Genomic DNA, 20,711 nt, shown 5'->3' with positions numbered 1-20,711 from the left:
CGGCTCGGCTACCTCAGCCCGGACGAATACCGCACCCAAACAACCGCCATCGCCTAGGGTTCAATTATCGTGTCCAACTTTCGGGGACCACTCCAAAAATCCGTTCGTGTTTTTCTTGTGGGCTATTGGCCGGTTGTCGCGTTGCGAGGTGTTCGTGGATCAGCGCAACTGCCGCTCAACGGCACGCTTCGCGTCCGTGAGGTTTCCGAACAATCCGAGGTTGGCGCTGCGTCCGTCCCTGGCGGTGAAACCGGAATCGGCGACCTTCTCGATCAGCCCGACGAAGTTGCCGTCGGTGCTGCCGGCCCAGAGTCCGGCGGCGACGGGAACCCATACGACAGAGAGTTGTTTCTGGACGCTGGCAGATGGCCGAACAGCCTCAATGGTCATGGAATCTCCCGCGGATCATGACCAGCCACGACGCTAAACCCGTCGTGATCAACGAGAACTCAGTGAATGGTCACTTACAGTAAACCGTACGTCCCGACCGCTCAATAAGGGCTTGACTTCACAGGTAGCACGCCGCTGTCCTGGCCACGTCAGTGCTCGGGGGGCGGTGAATCTGCAGGAGCCGCAGGTGTGTGTGGCGCGGTTGGCTCGGTGCCTCGGCCTGCTGTCGGCTGGTGTGAGCCGTCCTCTCCGAAGACGACCAGGCCGTGGGAGCTGTTGGCCGATGCGGTGAGTTCGGCGATCCACTGGCGGTTGATGGTAGGCGGCCTGCTGCCCCAGAACTTGAAGTAGAGAGGGATCGACGGATGCAGCCACACCGAGCTCCGCCCGTTGCCGATGCTGACGGCATCCTTCCAGGAGAGGAGGAAGCTCTCACCGCAGCGGAGCTTCTGGACGATCACGATCTGGAGATGCGCGAGGAGCCGATCGTCGAACTCGACGATCACGCCGTCGTACGTCAAGGTACCCATCGTCACTCGCTTCATCCGATGCCCCCGTCAACGACCCGCGCGGCGGTGTCGTATGACCTGCCCGCCGTTGCCGACGGGTTAGTGCCGATTTTGGCGGGTCTGGCGCTGAATGGCAAGCAAATTTCGCCGTACGGGCATCGAGAAGGCCCCGAGAGGCCGGAAATCAGACGACGACGCCGTGCTCGCGCAGGAACGGTGCGGGGTTGGTGTGTTCGCCGTCGATGGCGACCTTGAGGTCGAGGTGGCATCCGCTGACCACGCCGGTCGCGCCGACCTCGGCAATGACCATGCCACCCTCGACGACGTCACCGACAGCCACCTTGTACGAACCGCCGAGAAGGTGACCGTAAATGGTCTGAAGTCCGTCGCCGTGGTCGATGATGACCCGGTTGCCGAACGCGCCGGCGTTGCCGGTGAATGACACCGTACCCGCAGCGGCTGCCTTGATCGGCGTTCCGCATGCGCCGCCGAAGTCCATGCCCTCGTGGAACGAGCTGGAGCAGCCTGCGCCGTTGCAGATCAGGCCGCGGGGGCCGTACTTCGACGTGATCTCGCCCGGCAGGGGACGCCACCAGCCGGTGGACGACGGGGCCAGGTAGGCGGCGAGGGCAGCGGCGCTGTCGTAGATGTAGCTGGACGACGCGTAGCTCGCTTCGAGCTCGGCCTCGCTCGTGGCCGAGTAGCTGTCGCGAGCCATCTCAGAGAGCGTCACGTCGTCGCTCACCGTCAGCGACTGTGTCGCAGGTGCATCTGTTGTGAGAGCCGCGTTCGCGTCGGCGATGGCGGCTGTGCCGGAGCCGGGTGAGAACGCGTAGGCGGGAAGCGCCACCGTTCCCAGCAGAGCTGGGATAGCGAGGGCGACGATTGCCGGTGACCGGAAGGAACGTCGACGCCCGGTGCGGGGGACTCCCTGGTTGTCGGTGTCGCGAGCGCGGACCGGGGCGGCGTCGTCGACCGGCAGGTTGATCGACAGGGGCCGGTGGGGTGCAGTCGGGGGTGCAATGAATGCCGCAGCGATCGAGGAGTGATGCGCCTCGAGCGGAACGAACGCGTCGACGGAATCTTCGGCGATCGGAGTCGGCTCGGGTGCAGTCGCAGGGACCGGCATCTCGGTGAAGTCCGCATCGTTCCGAGGAACGAGTTCGGTGAGATCGAAAGCAGCAGAACCGTCCACGTCCTGGTCGGCCCAAACGGGCGACAGCGTGATCGTCTCTTCGACGACGGAAACATCCTCCGGGGTGGTCGGGCGTTCGGCCTGAATGGCCGCACGCGCATCACGACGGCGACGAAGGGGCGTCGGCTCAGCGGCGACAGGAGCGTCGTCCACGACCGATTCAGCGGCGCGCTGGCGCAGGCTGCGACGGCTGGGAAGTTCGGTGGTCTCGCGGGTCTCTTCGCGGATGGTTCGCTGCCGGTCTCGTCGGGTCAGCTGACCGTCTCGCGACTGGGGGGCACCATCATTCGCCAAAGTATTCTCCGGGGACCTCACTGGCGGCACACAAAAAAGGTGCTGCCTCGTCTTGCAACATGTATCGGGAAACCGCGTGAGAAGACGAGTGGGAGGCACTCACGCACTGTCCGGTCGCTCAGGTTCAAGCGGTTGGATTTCCCCAACCTTACGCGAAGTGACAGAGAATTTCATCCCTTAAGCGACCTAAGTTAACAAAACGGTAACGGCGCCGGACGCACAATGTGATCTTTTCCACGAGTATCACGCTCACATTGGCATGCGGATGCGGAGGATCTGCAACAACGTGTAGAAATGCTCATGAATTGCAGCGAAGTGGCATCCGTCGCCGGCGCGCGAAACGCACAGGTTCTTCCAAGGCATGCGATCGCCTCATGAAACTTACGGTTTGCGCGTGGCGACCTGTTTGTTGGCCTCGGCCTCGCTGATGAGGTGGAGACCGCGGGGGCCGAACGATGAGTCGGCGAGGACCTCGAGCCACTGACGATTGAGCTCGGGCGCTTTGCCGCCGACGAAGCGGAACTGGATAGGCACCGACGGTGAAACCCAGACAGACACACGGCCGGAGCCCTCCTCGGGAGTGTGCTCCCAGCTGACGAAGAAGCCCTCCTGCCGCCGGAGCTTCGAGCCGATGACGATCTTGAGGTGCGCAAGTGCCCGGTCATCGATTTCATATTCGGTGCCGTCGCCGTAGACCAGGAATCCCATGTACTCATTGTGCACGAAAAAGCCGTCGTCACATGACAGATCTGGACGGCAATCCGGATCGGTCTATCCGCCGCATCCCCCAACACCTGCCTAAGCTGAGTGCATGACCGAACATGAGCCCGTCGGTATCGCTGTTGCCCAGTTCGCTCCAGAGGCCGACACGGAGGCGAACCTCTTCGCCATGCGCGTTCTGGCGGAGCGCGCGGTGGAGCGCGGAGCATCCGTTGTCGTCTTCCCTGAGTACTCGAGCTATTTCAGCAATCCGCTGAGTGAGGAGCTCGTCGCCCATGCCGAGCCGATCGACGGGATCTTCGTAGGGTCCCTCGCCGGTCTGGCGCAGGAACTCGGCATCCACGTTGTTGCCGGGCTGGTCGAGACGACGACGGACCCGGCTCGGTTCGCGAACACGATCGTCGCGCTCTCGCCTCAGGCGGAACTCGTTGCTCGGTACCGGAAGCAGCACCTCTACGACGCGTTCGGGCAGAGCGAGAGCGACTGGGTCGTGCCTGGCGATCTCGACGAGCCCGAACTCTTCGACGCGGGTGGGCTGCGGTTCGGCATCCAGACCTGTTACGACATCCGTTTTCCTGAAGTCACCCGCAGGATCGTCGACGCAGGAGCGGATGTCGTGCTCGTTCCCGCCGAGTGGGTGCGCGGGCCGCTCAAGGAACACCACTGGCGCACGCTCGTGGCCGCACGGGCCATCGAGAACACGGTGTACCTGGCTGCAGCCGACCACGTTCCCCCGATCGGTGTGGGCAACAGCATGGTCGTCGACCCGTCTGGAGTGCCGATCGCCGGCGTCGGAACCGAGACGGATGTCGCTGTCGGCTTCGCGTCAGCCGCGACGATCGCGCAGGTCCGCGCTGTCAACCCGGCGCTGCGGGCCAGACGCTTCAGCGTTGTACCCCGCTCCGACTGACCCGATGCGACTGACCCGCTGCGGTGACCCGCTGCGGGTGACGGTCAGGCGCTGAGCACCGCGAGCCTGGCAGCGGCTTCTTCGAGCACCGACGTCTTTTTGCAGAACGCGAACCGCACCAGCGATTGGTACTCGGAACGGTGGCTCTCGTGCACGAATGCGGTGATCGGAACAGCGACCACACCCGCGCGGTGAGGAAGCCGGCGGCAGAAGTCGACGGCATCCGTCACTCCGAGGGCGGATGCGTCCGCGACGATGAAGTACGACGCCTGGGGGAGCGAGAGGTCGAATCCGGCTTGTCGCAACCCTCCGGCGAGGATGTCGCGCTTCGCGGCGAGATCGTCGGCGATCGTGGTGAAGAACGCGTCAGGCAGTCGCAGTCCGGTCGCCATTGCGGGCTGGAAAGGGGCACCGTTCACGTAGGTGAGGAACTGTTTGACCGTCGTGATCGCTGTGATCAGGTTCGCCGGCCCGGTTGCCCAGCCGATTTTCCACCCGGTGGTGTTGAACGTCTTGCCGCCGGAGGACAGGGTGATCGTGCGGTCGGAGGCGCCCGGCAGTGAGGCGACAGGAACGTGCTGTGTTCCATAGGTGAGGTGCTCGTACACCTCGTCGGTCACGATGATCGCGTCGTGGCGGATGGCGAGCTCGACGATGAGTTCGAGGGTGCTGCGGTCGAAGACGGCACCAGTCGGGTTGTGTGGGTTGTTGACCAAAATGAGGCGCGTGCGGTCGGTCACGGCGCGGCGCAGGTCTCCAGGATCAGGTTGAAAGTCCGGCCAGCGGAGGGGCACGGTGGTGTGTTCGGCGCCGGCGAGGCCGATCAGCCCGCCATAGGCGTCGTAGAACGGCTCGAAGGTCAGGACTTCGTCGCCGCGCTCGGTCAGGCCGAGGATCGCTGCGGCGAGGCCTTCGGTCGCACCGGCTGTGACCAGCACCTGACTGTCGGGGTCAAGCGCAATGCCGTAGAAACGTTGCTGGTGTTCGGCGATGGCCAGGCGCAGGTCGGGGATGCCGCGGCCAGGCGGATACTGGTTCGCCCCGTCCGCGATGGCTTTGCGAGCGGCGTCGAGAACCTCGTCTGGACCATCCTCATCGGGGAACCCCTGGCCGAGGTTGATGGCGCCGGTCGTCACGGCGAGCGCGCTCATCTCGGCAAAGATCGTCGCTGCAATCGAACCGTCCGGCTGAAGCAGGCCCGCGCCCGCTGCTGCTCGTTGCCAGGCACCGTGCTCTGCCATGCCGTATCTCCCTTGTTCCGGAGTTCAAGGCTAGCTGCATGCGCTTGCCGCCCTGTGTCGTCACCCATGCTGCACTTTCTTGTCGATGCTGCAGTTGCAACTGCAGCATCGACAAGAAAGTGCAGCATCGACGGAATCGGCGCGCATGGAACTACAGCATGAGCACAAAAGTGCAGCACGAGCACAAAAGTGCAGCACGGGCAGCGGCTCTCTTGCCGATTGTGGATAAGTCTCCCGAAACCGAGAGGTCTGTTCTACCCTGTCGCCATGGCCAATGACGGGTCGGGAAACACCAGACGGATGCTGCGGCAAGCGCTCGCGGTCCCACTCGGTTGCGTTCTGGTCGCTCTCGTCCTCAGCGGATGTGCAACCACAACTCCGCCGACACCGACGCCGACGGACACTTCGATCTTCGCATCCGAGGAGGAAGCGCTGGCGGCGGCCACCGATGTGTACCAGCAGTACAACGCTGCATTCGACGAGGCACTAGCAACCGGGGGCGGAGATATGAGCGCCCTGGGCGAGCTGACCACACCTGAACATCTTGAAGAGCTGGCCGAACCAGGAATGATCGACGAAAATGGCTGGCATACGGATGGATCGTCTTCCTTCGAGATCATCGAAGTCGCCTCTTTTGAGTCGTCGGCAGACGGGATTGAAATCTCCTTAAACCTCTGCCGCGACCTCTCCGCTGTACGAATTCTTGATTCTAGCGATAGTGACGTCACGCCAGACGACTGGCCGCAGCTGGTAGGTCTCAATGTTCGATTCCGAGAGTCTCAAGACGCCGGAACTCCGCTCGTAGTCTCAAAGGTGAATTCGTGGTCGCCAAACATTTGTTAGTAATGGCCGCCGCAGCGGTGGCGATAAGTTGTGGCTTCACTGCATCAGGCGGGGTGGCCGAGGCCGCATCTGATTGTGATGTCCAAGACAAGGTCTACGGCTTCTGCACCGACTCGGCCATCGACGGCGGCGAGGCCATCATCCGCGGTGATGGAGAAACCGACGGCGGCGGAGGCAACGGCGGCAACGGTGGGGGTGGCGGCCGAGACAACTCCAACGGCGGCAACGGGGGAGAGGCGGGACCATCGGTTCCGAGCCGTGACTTCGAGTGCGCAACCGGCCCGCTCTGCGCGGTCGAGGCGATCACGCTCAGTGATCTGGCGAGCTTCCGACCGGTCGCGCCCACCCTCAGCATGGAACCCGACGGGTGGATGCTGATCGGCCTCCCCGCCAATTTCATCGCACGCACGCAGACCCATGTCGTCTCCGGCAGTCTCTTCAGCTACCCGCTCGCTGTTCGGTTCACCCCTTCGAGTTACGCCTGGTCATGGGGCGACGGCACATCGTCGAGGTCGACGGTGCCGGGCGCCACCTGGGCTTCGCTCGGCCTTCCTGAGTTCTCACCCACCCCGACAAGCCACGTCTATGACGACAGGGGCGTGTACCGAATCTCCGTGACGGTCTCGTACACCGTCGAGTTTCGCGTCGCTTCCCTCCCCTGGCGGAGCATCGCCGGGACACTGCCAGGACCGGCAACCATCGTGGCGGCGCTCGCCGGAGATGCGAAGACCGTTCTGGTCGAGCACGAGTGCAACCGGAACCCGGATGGTCCCGGCTGCTGATCCCAGCTTCTAGGCTGGACTTCAGCTCCTCGGCCGCGACCAGACAGGCGACGACGAGACGCTGGCAATGTCTCGGCAGGACCATAGAGCGCTCACAGTGTGCGCTTATGGAACGCCCAGCTTGGCGGTGGAAGCTGTCTGTGCTTGGAAGGAGCAAGACATGAACGATCACCCGCAGGATTCGAACGACGCCCGTGAGCCCGAGGGGCTCCGCCCTGAAGCGGATGCCGTCTCCACCCCCAGCGAGACGCCGGCCACTGGCGATCCCGCCGCGGGCGACTCGACCGCCGCAGCCTCGACACCCGACGCGGCTTCCAGCCAGCATCCCGTAGCCGACAACGACGAGTACATTCCACCGGCACCTACCTACTTCCCGCAGGCAGCCGAGCAGCAGCCGTTACAGGCTGCCCCGACCGATGCGTACCCGCAGGCACCCGGTGCCGCGTTCGGCGTCGGTGCTCAGAACAGCGATGCACAAAGCCACGCGCCGGCTCACCAGACCGCTGCGTACCCGACGAACCCGACGGGGTACCCGACCGAGGTGCTGCCACCGGCCGCCGGCCAGCACCAGTTCGCCGGCCAGCACTTCCCGACAGACCAGCACGGCCAGGCTTTCGCTGGTGCTCAGGCAGGAGCGCCCGCGCCGAAGACGACCAAACGCCGCTCGAGCGTCGGATTGCTCGTCGCAGGTCTCGCCATCGGCGCGCTCGTCGGTGGAGCGACCGGAGCAGGCACTGCTGCACTTCTGATGGAGAACCAGGGCTCGACGGTCAGCTCCGGCGCCACCGGCTCGCAGAACGTCACGATCAACGACACCTCGGATGTGACGCGGGCGACCGCTATCGCAGCGACGGCGTCCCCGAGCGTCGTGACCCTCGCGGTGCAGAGCACCGACTCAGGGGGAAGCGGATCCGGCATAGTTCTCAGTGAAGACGGTTACGTCCTCACCAACAACCACGTCGTCACCCTCGACGGCAAGCTCGCCGACCCGCAGATCCAGGTCACCGACAACGACGGCAAGCTCTACACCGCCACCATCGTCGGCACCGATCCTGTCTACGACCTCGCCGTGATCAAGCTCGAGGATGCCAGCGGGATGACCCCGATGGAGTTCGCTGACTCCGACGACCTCAACGTGGGGGACGCCGCCGTCGCCATCGGCGCACCCCTGGGCCTCGCCGGCACCGTCACCGACGGCATCGTCAGCGCCCTGAACCGCAGCATCACGGTCGCCTCGTCGGCTGTGCCAGAAGACTCCACCGAGGACGACGGCACCGACAGCCCCTACGACGTCTGGGGATTCAACATCCCGGGCCAGGAGCCCGACGCCCAGCCGCAGACCCAGTCGGTCATCTCGCTCTCGGTGATCCAGACGGATGCCTCGATCAACCCCGGCAACTCCGGCGGGGCGCTCGTCGACAGCGATGGCAAGCTCATCGGTGTCAACGTCGCGATCGCGAGTGCGGGCAGCACCGAGACCTCCAGCCAGAGCGGAAGCATCGGTGTCGGGTTCGCCATCACCGCAAACATCGCGAAGCGCGTCTCCGACGAGATCATCGCGAACGGTGAAGCCTCACACGGCCTGCTCGGCGCCAGCGTCGGGGATGCCGCGAGTTCGGCAGACAGCCCGGTCGTCGGAGCGCTCATCAGCGACGTCAGCTCAGGCGGAGCCGCAGCCGAAGCAGGTCTCGCCGCCGGTGACATCGTCACCAACCTCGACGGCAAGCCGATCACCAACGCGACCGATCTCACGGCACAGGTTCGTGCCCTGGCCGCAGATGCAACGGCAGAGGTCACGTATGTCCGTGACGGAAAGACGAAGACCGTCGAGGTCACCCTCGGCGAACTCGTTCTCTGACCCGCACACCGAAACGCCCGCGAACAGCAGTTCGCGGGCGTTTCGCGTTGCAGGAGCGCGTCGAGCCGAAGGCCCCACTGATAGGCTCGACCGACGAATTCATCGAGTGGAGACCATGGCCGAGAGCACATCGACGGGCGCACGCGCCGATCTCGTCGGGGTCTCGTATGTCATGCCGGTGCTCAACGATGTCACCCATGTTCGAGCCGCCGTCGACAGTCTGCTGAACCAGGATTACGCCGGGCCGTTCGAGGTCGCGATCGCAGTGGGCCCATCGATCGATGGAACCAACGAACTCGTTGACGAACTCTCGCGCGCGGATCCTCGCATCCGGGTTCTGTCGAACCCCGTCGGTTCGACGCCCGCCGGCCTCAACATCGCTATTCAGGCCACCCGGTACCCCGTCGTTGTCCGCGTCGACGCGCACTCGGTGCTTCCGCCCGACTACGCGAGAATCGCCGTGGAGGCCATCGAGCGCACCGGAGCGGACAACGTCGGCGGAATCATGGATGCGCAGGGAACGACTCCGTTCGAGCGCGCTGTTGCCCGGGCGTACGGCAGCCGGGTCGGCCTCGGCGGCACCCCGCACCACGTGGGCGGAGCCGAAGGCCCCGCAGACACCGTCTACCTCGGCGTGTTCAGACGTGAACCGCTCGAACGCGTCGGCATGTTCGACGAACGCATCAAGCGGGGCCAGGACTGGGAACTCAATCGACGAATCCGGTCCGCGGGCGGGATCGTCTGGTTCACCCCCGAACTGAAGGTGACGTATCGGCCACGACCCAGCTTCTCGGCGCTGGCTCGACAGTTCTTTTCGACGGGGATGTGGCGAGGAGAACTCACCCGCCGATTCCCGACCGCGAACACCCTGCGTTACTTCGCTCCGCCGGTGATGGTGGTCGGGGTCGGGCTCGGTGCGCTCCTCGGGCTCGTCGGTGTGGTGCAGGCCGCGACAGGCAACCCGACGGTACTCCTTCTCGGCTGGCTGATCCCCGCCCTCTACCTGCTGCTGGTTCTCGCGGCGGCCGGCATCGTCGCGCGGCGGGACGGCATCCGTTCGCAGCTCTGGTTTCTCGTAGTGTTGCCCTGTATTCATTTCTGTTGGGGAGTGGGCTTCGTGCCCGGCTTCCTGTCGCTGGCGAGCAATATCTCAGCGTTGAAAAACGAACGAACGGGAGGGACGAGTGTCGGACGCGTCGACTGATCGCCCGCTCAAACCCCGCTCGATCGCGGAATTGCGCGAGGTGGCGCAGCCGCCCGAAGTGCGCGGGCGCCGCAATGCCGAGCACTGGACGGCGTCGCTCTACCTGCGCGGCATCTCGCCGTACCTGACCTGGCTGCTCCTCCGCACGCCCATCTCGGCGAACGGTGTCACCGGCCTGATGATCCTCACGGGCTGGTCGGTTGCCGGCGCGCTTCTCATCCCGGGAATCTGGGGTGCGCTCCTCGGCCTCCTGCTCGGGCAACTGCAGATGCTCGTCGATTGCAGCGACGGCGAAGTGGCCCGCTGGCGGCGCACCTCGTCGCCTGCTGGAGCGTTCCTGGATGCTGTCGGTCACTACTCGACGGAATCCCTGATCCCGCTCGCTCTGGCCATCCGCGCTGCCGGCTACCCGTTCGAGACCCCGGCTGATTACCTCTATACGACACTCGGAGCGCTCCTCGCGTTGGTGATCGTGCTCAACAAGGCGCTCAACGACATGGTCAGGGTCGCCAGGGCCAACTACGGTGCCCCGAAGCTCACTTACACCGAGGGGGAATCCGCTCCGAGCGGTGGAATTCTCGCTGCGGCGCGCAAGGTGGCGAAGTTCCTCCCGTTCCACCGGATCTTCCATTCCGTCGAACTCACCATGGTCATCTTCGCGGCTGCGGTCGTTGGCCTGTTCATCGGTGAACTGACCGCGATGCGCGGTGTTCTCGTTCTGCTCCTCGCACTCGGCGTCGTCACGCTGTTCGGCCACTTCATCGCGATCATGTCGTCGAAGCGTGTCCGTGCCTGAGGGGCTGCCGCAGGTCGGCGTCGTCATCCTCACCCAGGGCACCCGCCCTGATGACCTGCACCGCGGCATCCGCAGCATGCAGGAGCAGCGCGACGTCGAACTCGACATCGTCGTCGTGGGCAACGGCTGGCAGCCGGAGGGTCTTCCAGACGGCGTCCGTGGCCTCGCTCTGCCCGAGAACGTCGGTATCCCGGCCGGGCGCAACAGCGGCGCGAAAAAGGTCTCGGGGGAGTTCATCTTCTTCCTCGACGACGACGCCTCCATTCCGGATGCCGGATTCCTCGCCGACTGCATCGCCCTCGTCGGCAGGGACCCCGGGATCGGACTCGTCCAGCCGCGCCTGACCGACCCCACAGGCAAACCGGCACCGCGTCGTTGGATTCCGCGGATTCGGAAGGGTGACGCGAGCGACCCGGGAAATGTCTTCTCCTGTCTCGAGGCGGCCGTGTTTCTTCCTCGCGCCGTCTTCGACGCGACCGGCGGCTGGGCGGCCCCCTTCTTCTACGCTCACGAGGGCATCGAGCTCGCCTGGCGCGTGTGGGACCAGGGCAGGAGAGCCTGGTATGCCGGTGATCTCGAGGCCCACCATCCGGTCGTGGTCCAGACCCGGCACAGTGAGTACTACCGCCTGAACGCGCGCAACCGGGTGTGGTTGGCACGGCGCAATCTGCCGTTGCCTTTCATTCCGCTCTACGTCGGAGCGTGGACGGGTGTTCACCTGCTGCGCTGGTGGCGGCAACCGGCGGCTCTTCGCCCGTGGTTCGGCGGCTGGCGCGAGGGCTGGCGCACCGATGCAGGGGAACGGCGTCCGATTCGCTGGTCGACGGTGTGGCGGATGACCCGCGCGGGCCGACCGCCGGTGATCTAGATGGTTAGGCTGGATTCCATGGGTGTTGTGAGGGATGCACGGAAAGCCGTGAAACTTGGCCGCGACCTTCTCGCCAACCGTCGCGCCCGCGCTGCCCTGTCTCACCGGCTCGCGCAGCTGCCTCCCCTCGAGCCCGGCAAGTACAAGATCGCGGTGTACTTCGCTGACAGCCAGGTCAACATGTACCAGATCCGGCAGTGGTACAAGCCGCTCGAAGTTCTCGGGCGCACCTGGCCCGTCGTCGTGCTGAGCCGCGGAGCGACAGCCGCGACGCGACTGTTCGAGGAGTCACCGCTTCCCGTCGCCTACGTGCGCACCGTCGTCGCCCTCGAACGCACCCTGGCCGAGCAGGACATCCGGATCGTGTTCTATGTCAATCAGAATACGAAGAACTTCCAGATGTTCCGGTACGGCCAGCGCTGGCACGTTTTCATCAACCACGGTGAGAGCGACAAGATGTACATGACGACGAACCAGTTCAAGGCCTATGACTACAGTCTCGTTGCCGGTGATGCCGCGATCGCCCGGCTGCAGAAAGTGCTCTGGGATTTCGACTTCGACAAGCGCGCGATCCCGATCGGTCGTCCGCAGGCCGACCACTACACGGGAATCCTGCCGTACACACCGGATGAGCGCACGGTGGTGCTGTACGCGCCGACCTGGGAAGGCGACAGGCGAGCAGCAGCTTACGGCTCCATCGCCAGCCACGGTGTCGACCTGGTCCGGGCGTTGCTCGCAACCGGCACGCACCGATTGATCTATCGCCCGCATCCCCGCAGCGGCGTCGTCGATCACGCCTACGGAGCCGCCAATCGCGAGATCATCGGAATGATCGCGGCCGCCAACGCGTCCGACCCGGGCGCACATCACATCCACGACACCGGCTCGGACCTCGGTTGGCAGCTGTCAGCGGCAGACGTCGCCATCGTCGATATCTCGGCGATGGTCTACGACCGTTTGGCGAGTGGCAAACCCCTGATGATCACCCGCCCCGCTGACCCGGAAGCCCAGGTCGACACCGCCGGCTACCTCTCAGCGTGTGAGTGGCTGGAGGCATCCGAGTCGTCGAAGGTCGTCGGTCATACCGATCGGCTGCTGCATGACCCCGAAACGGTCGGTCGGCTCGACTACTGGGTGCGGCGGTATTTCGGTGATCCGACACCTGGTGCCGCAACCGCACGGTTCCACAGCGCCGTCCAGCATCTGATGGACGAGTGGGATCGCTACGCTGCTGTCCACGCTGACGACGAGTCGACCCAGCTCGGGGCCACCGCGCAGACCGGTTCGATCAGCACCGTTCCGAGGAAACTATCGCTGCCCGACGACCACGACCAGTCCGAAGAGACCGGCGAAGACGACGACGACCTGCGCTAAGGCTGGATCTCGTCCGCATCTCTCGAGCGACGACGGCGCGGGAGCGGCAGCCGTTCGCGGAGCTCCCGCATCGTCGGCCGCGCACGGCGATCACGGGGTTCGAGCTCGAGCGGCAGGTAGACCGGTGCGGGGCCGAATGCCGTTCGCGCGGCAGTGACGACCTGGCGACCAGCCACATTGTTGCCGATTCCACCGATGGCCGCCCCGATGCCGAATGGCATCGCCTTGCCGATGAGCGACGAACCCTGGCTGAGCACGAAGTGCTTCATGAACCGGCGTTTGAGCTCGTCGGCGACCGGACCCATCATCGCTTGCGGAACCCGCTTGGCTACCATCTCGCCCCAGAACACCTTGCGGCCCGGGCCTCCGCTCAGGGCCTGCCCGGTGAACTGCCGTACGAGGTCGGTACCTGACTTGCCGAGCATGAGCGTCATCACCAGCGCGCGCGCCCTCACCGGGTCGTCAAGGGCGATGCCGTGCACCTCGGTGACCGACTGCGCGAACAGGGCGGTGGTCTCGAGAAACCCGACTGTTTCCGCCCCGGCGAGCGTCAGCGTGATGCCCGTTCCGAAACCGGGAACCATCGCGGTGGCACCGACCGCGGCGCCGCCGGTGGTGATCGCCGTGAGGTAGCGACGTTCGAGAATACGGACCAGCTGGGCCGGTGTGGCGTTGGGGTGTGAACGTCGCAGCGCCCGAATGTGGGCGACGACGACCGGGCGCTGAACCGAGAGCGCTTTGTCGAGAGCGCGGAGCCAGGCCGGGCCGTTCTCCGGTTCGGATGCCACCGGTGCGTCACCCAGTATTCTCACGCGGTCATCTTGTGTGGTCATTCGTCCCCCTGCGGCACGATCGGTGGTGCGGTGCAGGCACAAGTCTAGGTTTGCGTGCTGGGAAGAGGCAGGATCGGCCTCCGGGGTTTCGGCAGGAGCTCAGCGGTGGTATTCGGCGTTGTACCGGTCAAGGACATCGGCAATGGGCCCGTCGAGCTGGAGCTGTCCCTTGTCGAGGTACAGGCCGCGCGTGCAGAATCGGCGCAGGTCCTTCTCGTTGTGCGAGACGAAAAAGAGGGTGCGACCGCCGGCGAGGAGTTCTTCGATTCGGCGGTAGCACTTCTCCCGGAAACCTCGGTCGCCGACGGCCAGGACCTCGTCGACGAGGATGATCGGCTCCTCGAGCATTGAGATGACGCTGAACGCGATACGCACCTTCATGCCGCTGGAGAGGTGCTTGTACGGGGTGTCGATGAAGTCGCCGATCTCAGCGAAGTCGATGATCTCGTCGAAGCGCGCTGCGATCTCTGCGCGCGTCATGCCGTGGAGGCCGGCGGTGAGGTACACGTTGTCTCGGACGGTGAGGTCGTTGACGAAACCCCCGGTGATCTCGATCAGTGGGGCGACGCCACCGTTGACCTTCACCTCGCCTTCGTCGGTGAGTACGACGCCTGCGACGAGTTTCAGGAGCGTCGACTTGCCCTGCCCGTTCCTGCCGACAACGCCGATGGCCTCGCCGGCCTGGACGTCGAACGACACATTGCGGAACGCCCAGAACTCGCCGGGTCGTGAGCGACGGCCCCGACCGGAGAAGAGATCCTTGAAGTTGCGTCTTCCACCGCGGTTGCGGCGAAATCGGATGCCGACGTTGTCGACTCGGATCACGGGTTCCGGCATCACAGTTCCTTCAGTACGGTGCGTTCGGACCGTTTGAAGGTCCACAGGCCGATAGCGAGGAAGAGAAGGGACATCCCGGCGGAGACGATGACCGCGTACCAGTCGAGTTGTTCAGGGAAGAAGGCCGCCCGATAGAGCGAGAAGATGCCGGCCAGGGGGTTGAAGACGGCGAACGGCTGCACATCGGTCGGGAGGTCTCGCAGACCGTAGACGATGGGGGAGGCATAGAACAGGAACCGGAGGATGAGCTTGGCGGCGCGTTCGAGGTCGCGGAAGAACACGACCAGGGGCGCGACGAGCAGACCGATACCGATGGTCAGAGTGCACTGGATGAGGATGGCCAGCGGGAAGAACACCACTTCCCAACTCAGCGGGGCGCCGTACCAGATGGCGAAGAGGGCGAGAACGGGAAGCGAGGCGACGAACTCGATGCCCTTGGAAAGCACCAGCCGGTTGACCCAGATGGTGCGGGGGATCGATGTCGATCGCACGAGCTTTGCTTCGCGAAGGAATGCTCGGGTGCTGTCGGAGACAGCGCCGTTGAACCACATCCAGGGCAGGAGACCGATCAGCAGGAAGACGATGTACGGTTGCTCGCCGATTCGGCCTCCGCGATCGAAGACCACAGCGAAGACGAACCAGTAAATTCCGGCCATGACCAGCGGGTCGAGGATCGACCAGAAGTAGCCGAGAACGCTCGTCGAGTACCGGACGCGGAGGTCTCTCTTGGTCAGGAGCCAGAGCGCGTGCCGGTAGCGAGTGAAGTACGAGCGCTGTGGCGGTCGTACGTCGGCGGGTGAACTCACAGCCACAAACCTATCGGCAAACAAAGACCGGCACGGTCAGGGACGCGTGCCGGTCAGTGTGTCTGTGAGTGCTAGACGTAAAGGTTCGCTCGTTCCAGGTCCTCGGCGAAGTCGACCTCGACCGCGTAGAGGTCCGAGATGTCGACGGGCTCGACGAGCAGGCTGTCCTGTTCGATGGCGAGTTCGAGGCCACGCTCGAAGTAGTCCTGGTCGTCGACGCGGGCGAGCTGGCGAAGCAGGTTCGCTTTATCGTCGCGCGAGATGTAGTTGATGCCGACCGCTTCGCCGAGGCCGCCGCGAACCGTTTTCGACAGTTCCTTGATGTAGCCCTCGGCTGAGGTCGTGTACTTGACCTCTTCGTCGGAGACCTTCGAGGTGTTGACCGTGACGAACGACTGGTCGCGAGCCATCATGGCGGCGGCACGGTCGAGGACGGCGGGGTCGAAGACTACGTCACCGTTCATCCAGAGCACACCACCGGGCTGGGAGGCACTCAGTGCGCGCATCAGGCTCTTCGACGTGTTGGTCTGGTCGTACTGCTCGTTGTAGACGAACGATGCATCGGGGAAGGCCTCGATGATGTGCTCGAGCTTGTAGCCGACGACGATCGTCACCTTCACGTTCTTGCCGAACGCGTGGTGGATGTTGTCGAACTGCTGCTGCATGATGGTGCGGCCGTCGCTCAACTCGGTGAGCGGCTTCGGAAGCGAGCGGCCGAGCCGGCTGCCCATGCCCGCTGCAAGAATTACAACCTGGGTCGTCACGAGATTCTCCTCAAGATAGATTCAGGCCCCCCGGCTGCCTGCGATGGCAACCTTTGCTTGGAATTAACCTGTAAGTCGATGAAATGACACCCCGTTATGCCATCGACCACGATAGCGCGGCACCCCTATTGGGGGCAGCAATAATCAGAACCTTGTTGTCGTATCGTAATACGGCACTCGGGGGTTTAACAGGTTGGATTACGGTCGAAGTCGGACTCGGCCTCGAATCGTCGGTGGCCTCTTGGTAGGTTGTACCAGTGACTCCCGAGCCCGATTCCCCCCAGGACGCGCCCGACCAGAAGATGCAGGATGCATCGACCGTCGGGCAGCAGTCGGATGCCTCGGCGCCGACGGTGAAACCCGCAGCGACAGCGTCACAGAAGACGTCGAGTGCGACGCCTCGTGCCGCCGCGGCTCGCAAGCCGGCCGCACGGAAACCCGCCGCACGGAAACCCGCGGCGCCTCAAGTCGCTGCCCCGAAAACCACGGCCGACACAGCCACCGAGCAGGACTCGAACTCTCCGGAAACCGCGACGGTCGAGTCTGCCGGCTCAGAGACCGTGATGAAGGAAACGGTGGCCCCCGAGAAACCTGTCCGCAAGCCGGCCGCGAAAGCGGCCACGGCCAGGGTCACTCCGAAGACCACGACGCCCCGCACGCCCGCGGCAAAAAAACCCTCCCAGAAGACACCAGCCCAGAAGGCACCCGGCGCACCGACCGCGACGCCCACCCCGCGGGCCTCAGGCTCGACGGATGGGGAGTCCGAGGCGGTCACGCCGAAGCCACCGGCGAAGAAGCGCGCAGCGCCCCGCACGCCCCCGACGTCGTCCACTGCTCGCAAACCCGCGGCGACGGCGAAGCGCAAGCCCGCCGCATCCGCCGCCGAACCGGCGCACGATGCGGCTTTGGCCCCGGCCAAACCGGCAGTCGTCGACGACGTGAGCGTTGCCGACCACGCCGATGTCCCGGCCAGCGGCATCCCGGCTGCTCCCACGACGGGCGACGCAGAGTCGATCGAGATCACTGGGAGCGACGAGCAGGTCACGCCGTCACAGCCTCGCGAGATCGAGATCGAGATCGAGCTCGACACCGGGGTCGAAGGCTCGCCGGCGTCCTCGAAGAACCCGGCGTCCTCTACTGACCCAGCGCCCTCTAAGAACCCAGCGCCCCGCAGGCCCGGCCAGCTTTCCACGGGAACCGGCCCTGGCAGGGGCAAGCGCACGCCCGTCAAGCGGGGCCCGCTGACCATCGCCGCCCAGGTGACTTCCGGAGACATCGCCATCAGCGCCCCAGGCGCGACCGGTCGCATCGACACGGTCGTCGACGACTCCAACCCGTCGATCGATCCCGACCCCACCATCGCGCAGCCGGTCATCGGTTCAGACGGCGAGATCCCGCCGCTGCCCACACTCAGTCCCGAAGACGCCGCTCTCAAGTTCGAGACCATGCCCCAGGCGCCCGAAAAGAAGTCGATCTTCGACGACCAGGAACCGATGCGTTTCGTCTGGAGCAAGCGCTGGCCCTTCCTCACTCTCGTGCCCGCCTCACCGGCGAACACCGAAGGGCCCGGCGACAGTGAACCGGCCGTCGACTTCGGCACCTCGACGGAAACCTCAGTCACCACGACCGTCGGTACGACTCCCGAGGCCGTCGTCGAGTCGTTGCCGACGCCGGATGCCTCTGCGATTGATGCACAACCGACCGTGGTCGAGACTGACGAGAGGTCACGGGAGTCCGAGGCTGTCGCCGAGGCCACTGCCGTTCTCGATGTGCCGGTCGATGACAGCCCGGAAACGATCGATGCCGACGACTTCGTTGCCGACGACCTCGGTACAGACGAGATCGGCGCTGACAACCTCGGTGCTGCGGAGATCGGTGCCGACGAAGTCGGTGCTGACGAAGTCGGTGCTGACGCGTTCGGTGCCGACGAGATCGAAGCACAGCACGCTGTGATTGCCGCTGCGCTGGTGGCCGCGGAGCCTGCTCCTGTCACCGACGACGACGTGATCGACGCAGCGCTGGTGAACGAGATCCTCGACGAGATCGAAGCCGAAGACGCTGCGGAGAAGGCCGAAAACGCTGCAGAGACGGCCGAAACGGCGGGGACTGTTCATCGCGATCTCTCGACATCACCGGTCGTTCTCCGCATCTCCGGGCTGTCCCGTCGATTCGGCGACACGGTGGCCGTCGACGGCATCGATCTCGATGTGCACGAGGGGTCGTTCTACGGCATCGTCGGGCCGAACGGCGCAGGGAAGACCACCACGCTTTCGATGGTCACCGGATTGCTGCGACCGGACTCCGGCGCCATTTCAGTTCACGGCGTCGACGTGTGGGCAGACCCGGATACCGCGAAACGCTCGATCGGGGTCCTGCCCGACAGGCTGCGTCTCTTCGACCGTCTGACCGGCGCTCAGCTCCTGTACTACTCGGGAGTGCTGCGCGGCCTCGACAGCGCTACCGTCCGGTCACGAGTGAAGGACCTCGCGAAGGCATTCGGGCTCGAGGATGCTCTCAACAGGCTGGTCACGGATTACTCCGCCGGCATGACCAAGAAGGTCGCACTCGCCGCGGCGATGATCCACTCACCGCGGCTACTCGTCCTCGACGAGCCGTTCGAGTCCGTCGACCCGGTTTCTGCGGCCAATGTGATCGAGATCCTGCAGAAGTACGTCGCCCATGGCGGCACCGTCGTGCTCTCCAGCCACGGTATGGATCTCATTCAGCGCGTCTGCGACCACGTTGCCATCATCGTCAACGGCCAGGTGCTGGCATCAGGACCCGTGGACGATGTTCGCGGCGAAGGCACGCTCGAAGACCGGTTCGTCGAACTTGCCGGCGGTCGCAAGGCCGCAGAAGGAATGGAATGGTTGCACAGCTTCTCGGACTAAGGCTGCAACTGCTGGCCAACGGGTTCCGGCGAAGTGCGTGGCAGATTCTCGGCGTCGTGTTCGGCACGGTCGCGGGCATCGGACTCATCGTCGTGATCGGCAGCGGTCTTGTCGCGCTCCGATTCGCCCCTGATGAGCTGACACGAAATCTCCTCGTCATCGCCGGGTCGTTCGTCGTACTCGGCTTCGTCTTGCTTCCTCTCGTGTTCGGTGTCGACGACGACATGGACCCGCGCCGATTCGCGCTCTTCGGCATCCAGCCGCGACAACTGTCGACCGGTCTCATGGTCGCTGCACTGGTCAGCGTTCCCTCCGCGGTGATCTTCATCCTGAGCGGATTCACCGTCGCGACCTGGTCACGCGGGGTCCTTCCGGCGATCTTCGCCGTCATCTCTGCTGCCCTCGCGGTCGCGACGTGCGTCCTCGCAGCCCGCGTCATGACAGCACTCGCGTCTCTCCTGCTCGCCACCCGTCGTTCGCGGGAGCTGACCGGAGTAATCGGCACCCTCGTGCTCGTGCTCATCGCTCCTGCCGTCATCCTGTTGTCGAGCGTGGACTGGAGCCGCGACGGCGCGATCGTTCTCGGCGATGCCGCTGACGTCGTCAGTTGGACGCCGTTCGGCGCCGTCTGGGCGATCCCCGGCGATGCGGCACTGGGCGACATCGCGGGAGCGCTGCTGAAGCTCCTGATCGCTGCGGCCACCGTCGCCCTTCTCTGGCTCGGCTGGGACCGCCTCGTCGCACACATGCTCGTCACCCCCGAGCGCGAGCAGGTCGTCAAGACCTACGGCGGCATGGGCTGGTTCGACGTGCTTCGCGGCCGACCGGCATCCGTCATCGCCGCCCGCAGTATGAGCTACTGGGCACGGGACTCGCGTTATCTCGTGTCGATCGTCATCATCCCGATCGTGCCGGTCATCATGATCCTGCCGTTCCTCATCATCGGGGTTCCGCTGCAGACGCTCGCGCTGCTCCCGTTGCCGGTGATGGCCGTTTTCCTCGGCTGGTCGCTCCACAACGACCTCGCCTTCGACTCGACGGCCATCTGGCTGCACCTCGTCTCGGGCGTGCGCGGCTACGCTGACCGGCTCGGCCGGATGTTCCCGGTGCTGCTCATCGGCATCCCCCTCGTCGTCATCGGCTCGATGGTCAGTATCCTGCTCTACGGCGATTGGTCGGCGCTCCCGTCGATGCTCGGTGTTTCCACGGCGCTGTTCCTCGGCGGAGTGGGTCTGTCGAGCTACATCTCGGCACGGCTGCCGTACCCCGCCGCGCTTCCCGGAGACAGCCCGTTCCAGCAGCCGCAGGCATCAGGAACACTCGCCGGCCTCGCCCAGTCGATCGGTCTGTTCGGGTCGATCGTCGTCGCCTCTCCTGCGCTCGTCTTCGCGTTCCTGGGATTCACGCAGGACCCGTCGTACCACCTCGCAGCACTGTTCTTCGGCGTCGGTGCCGGCTTGATCGCCGTGATCGTCGGAGTCTGGGCCGGTGGCCGCGTCTTCGACCGTCGTGCACCCGAGATCATGGCGTTCGCGCTCAGCCACTGAGCCGAGCAGACGGCGGAATCCGGGGGACAGGGTCACGTCGGCGAGGGAC

General features: G+C 64.9%; 19 protein-coding genes. 10 read left to right on the top strand and 9 right to left on the bottom strand.

The genetic code is table 11. The features are described from left to right. Positions 1–159: 159 nt before the first annotated feature. The 4 genes from IWX78_RS15310 to IWX78_RS15295 form a co-directional block, all read right to left on the bottom strand. Positions 160–390 carry a hypothetical protein gene (locus IWX78_RS15310; RefSeq protein WP_196834496.1) on the bottom strand — a complete coding sequence of 77 codons (231 nt, stop codon included), beginning with the start codon at positions 388–390 and terminating at the stop codon, positions 160–162. Between the two features lie 149 nt (positions 391–539). Beyond that, positions 540–920 (bottom strand): DUF7882 family protein, encoded by a 381-nt coding sequence (locus tag IWX78_RS15305; RefSeq protein WP_334684783.1) that lies wholly within the window; start codon positions 918–920, stop codon positions 540–542. Positions 921–1,083: 163 nt separating this feature from the next. Beyond that, on the bottom strand, positions 1,084–2,388 hold the full coding sequence (locus IWX78_RS15300; protein ID WP_196834495.1) for a M23 family metallopeptidase: 1,305 nt from the start codon (positions 2,386–2,388) through the stop codon (positions 1,084–1,086). A 381-nt stretch (positions 2,389–2,769) separates the two neighbouring features. Continuing rightward, on the bottom strand, positions 2,770–3,111 hold the full coding sequence (locus IWX78_RS15295) for a DUF7882 family protein (RefSeq protein ID WP_334684782.1): 342 nt from the start codon (positions 3,109–3,111) through the stop codon (positions 2,770–2,772). 88 nt (positions 3,112–3,199) lie between these two features. Between IWX78_RS15295 and IWX78_RS15290 the strand changes: the two genes are divergently transcribed. Next, the gene (locus IWX78_RS15290; RefSeq protein WP_196834494.1) at positions 3,200–4,018 is read left to right on the top strand and encodes a carbon-nitrogen hydrolase family protein; all 819 of its coding nucleotides are present in this window, start codon (positions 3,200–3,202) and stop codon (positions 4,016–4,018) included. 44 nt (positions 4,019–4,062) lie between these two features. Here IWX78_RS15290 and IWX78_RS15285 read toward each other — a convergent pair whose 3' ends face one another. Continuing rightward, positions 4,063–5,259, bottom strand: a complete 1,197-nt coding sequence (locus IWX78_RS15285) for an aminotransferase class I/II-fold pyridoxal phosphate-dependent enzyme (protein ID WP_196834493.1) — start codon at positions 5,257–5,259, stop codon at positions 4,063–4,065. Between the two features lie 267 nt (positions 5,260–5,526). Between IWX78_RS15285 and IWX78_RS15280 the strand changes: the two genes are divergently transcribed. The 7 genes from IWX78_RS15280 to IWX78_RS15250 all read left to right on the top strand — a co-directional run bounded on the left by IWX78_RS15280 (position 5,527) and on the right by IWX78_RS15250 (position 12,984). After that, positions 5,527–6,102, top strand: a complete 576-nt coding sequence (locus tag IWX78_RS15280) for a hypothetical protein (protein ID WP_196834492.1) — start codon at positions 5,527–5,529, stop codon at positions 6,100–6,102. Then, on the top strand, positions 6,081–6,884 hold the full coding sequence (locus tag IWX78_RS15275; RefSeq protein WP_196834491.1) for a hypothetical protein: 804 nt from the start codon (positions 6,081–6,083) through the stop codon (positions 6,882–6,884). Before IWX78_RS15280 ends, IWX78_RS15275 begins: the two co-directional genes overlap by 22 nt. A 160-nt stretch (positions 6,885–7,044) precedes the next feature. Next, complete coding sequence (locus IWX78_RS15270) at positions 7,045–8,742, top strand: S1C family serine protease (protein WP_334684781.1); 1,698 nt, start codon at positions 7,045–7,047, stop codon at positions 8,740–8,742. A 115-nt stretch (positions 8,743–8,857) separates the two neighbouring features. Beyond that, positions 8,858–9,946, top strand: a complete 1,089-nt coding sequence (locus IWX78_RS15265) for a glycosyltransferase family 2 protein (RefSeq protein ID WP_334684780.1) — start codon at positions 8,858–8,860, stop codon at positions 9,944–9,946. After that, positions 9,927–10,742: a CDP-alcohol phosphatidyltransferase family protein gene (locus IWX78_RS15260; RefSeq protein ID WP_196834490.1), complete on the top strand. Its 816-nt coding sequence runs from the start codon at positions 9,927–9,929 to the stop codon at positions 10,740–10,742. The genes IWX78_RS15265 and IWX78_RS15260 overlap by 20 nt, the downstream gene beginning before the upstream one ends. Then, positions 10,735–11,610, top strand: a complete 876-nt coding sequence (locus IWX78_RS15255) for a glycosyltransferase family 2 protein (RefSeq protein ID WP_334684786.1) — start codon at positions 10,735–10,737, stop codon at positions 11,608–11,610. The genes IWX78_RS15260 and IWX78_RS15255 overlap by 8 nt, the downstream gene beginning before the upstream one ends. An 18-nt stretch (positions 11,611–11,628) precedes the next feature. Beyond that, positions 11,629–12,984 carry a CDP-glycerol glycerophosphotransferase family protein gene (locus tag IWX78_RS15250; RefSeq protein WP_334684779.1) on the top strand — a complete coding sequence of 452 codons (1,356 nt, stop codon included), beginning with the start codon at positions 11,629–11,631 and terminating at the stop codon, positions 12,982–12,984. Here IWX78_RS15250 and IWX78_RS15245 read toward each other — a convergent pair. From IWX78_RS15245 to IWX78_RS15230, 4 genes are all read right to left on the bottom strand, one after another. Further along, complete coding sequence (locus IWX78_RS15245) at positions 12,981–13,817, bottom strand: hypothetical protein (RefSeq protein ID WP_196834489.1); 837 nt, start codon at positions 13,815–13,817, stop codon at positions 12,981–12,983. The genes IWX78_RS15250 and IWX78_RS15245 overlap by 4 nt on opposite strands. Before the next feature lie 99 nt (positions 13,818–13,916). Further along, on the bottom strand, positions 13,917–14,654 hold the full coding sequence (locus IWX78_RS15240; RefSeq protein ID WP_196834488.1) for an ABC transporter ATP-binding protein: 738 nt from the start codon (positions 14,652–14,654) through the stop codon (positions 13,917–13,919). Then, on the bottom strand, positions 14,654–15,460 hold the full coding sequence (locus tag IWX78_RS15235; RefSeq protein WP_196834487.1) for an ABC transporter permease: 807 nt from the start codon (positions 15,458–15,460) through the stop codon (positions 14,654–14,656). The genes IWX78_RS15240 and IWX78_RS15235 overlap by 1 nt, the downstream gene beginning before the upstream one ends. A gap of 71 nt (positions 15,461–15,531) precedes the next feature. Further along, positions 15,532–16,224, bottom strand: a complete 693-nt coding sequence (locus IWX78_RS15230) for a phosphocholine cytidylyltransferase family protein (protein WP_196834486.1) — start codon at positions 16,222–16,224, stop codon at positions 15,532–15,534. A 257-nt stretch (positions 16,225–16,481) separates the two neighbouring features. Here IWX78_RS15230 and IWX78_RS16395 point away from each other — a divergent pair, with 257 nt between their 5' ends. Both IWX78_RS16395 and IWX78_RS15220 read left to right on the top strand, forming a co-directional pair. Then, positions 16,482–19,115, top strand: coding sequence for an ABC transporter ATP-binding protein (locus tag IWX78_RS16395; protein WP_334684778.1), 2,634 nt, complete (start codon positions 16,482–16,484; stop codon positions 19,113–19,115). Continuing rightward, on the top strand, positions 19,091–20,662 hold the full coding sequence (locus IWX78_RS15220; protein ID WP_334684777.1) for a hypothetical protein: 1,572 nt from the start codon (positions 19,091–19,093) through the stop codon (positions 20,660–20,662). Before IWX78_RS16395 ends, IWX78_RS15220 begins: the two co-directional genes overlap by 25 nt. The last annotated feature ends 49 nt before the right edge of the window (positions 20,663–20,711 follow it).

This window comes from Mycetocola sp. CAN_C7, from assembly GCF_015752285.1.
Classification (GTDB): domain Bacteria; phylum Actinomycetota; class Actinomycetes; order Actinomycetales; family Microbacteriaceae; genus Mycetocola_A.
This window is presented reverse-complemented; position numbering and strand designations above follow the sequence as displayed.

Bases quoted from the DNA above. Each gene is read 5' to 3' on its own strand.
- IWX78_RS15290 (WP_196834494.1), top strand. From the start codon at position 3,200: ATGACCGAACATGAGCCCGTCGGTATCGCTGTTGCCCAGTTCGCTCCA.
- IWX78_RS15220 (WP_334684777.1), top strand. From the start codon at position 19,091: ATGGTTGCACAGCTTCTCGGACTAAGGCTGCAACTGCTGGCCAACGGG.
- IWX78_RS15280 (WP_196834492.1), top strand. From the start codon at position 5,527: ATGGCCAATGACGGGTCGGGAAACACCAGACGGATGCTGCGGCAAGCG.
- IWX78_RS15250 (WP_334684779.1), top strand. From the start codon at position 11,629: ATGGGTGTTGTGAGGGATGCACGGAAAGCCGTGAAACTTGGCCGCGAC.
- IWX78_RS15240 (WP_196834488.1), bottom strand. From the start codon at position 14,654: ATGCCGGAACCCGTGATCCGAGTCGACAACGTCGGCATCCGATTTCGC.
- IWX78_RS15265 (WP_334684780.1), top strand. From the start codon at position 8,858: ATGGCCGAGAGCACATCGACGGGCGCACGCGCCGATCTCGTCGGGGTC.
- IWX78_RS15270 (WP_334684781.1), top strand. From the start codon at position 7,045: ATGAACGATCACCCGCAGGATTCGAACGACGCCCGTGAGCCCGAGGGG.
- IWX78_RS15245 (WP_196834489.1), bottom strand. From the start codon at position 13,817: ATGACCACACAAGATGACCGCGTGAGAATACTGGGTGACGCACCGGTG.
- IWX78_RS15285 (WP_196834493.1), bottom strand. From the start codon at position 5,259: ATGGCAGAGCACGGTGCCTGGCAACGAGCAGCAGCGGGCGCGGGCCTG.
- IWX78_RS15310 (WP_196834496.1), bottom strand. From the start codon at position 390: ATGACCATTGAGGCTGTTCGGCCATCTGCCAGCGTCCAGAAACAACTC.
- IWX78_RS15305 (WP_334684783.1), bottom strand. From the start codon at position 920: ATGGGTACCTTGACGTACGACGGCGTGATCGTCGAGTTCGACGATCGG.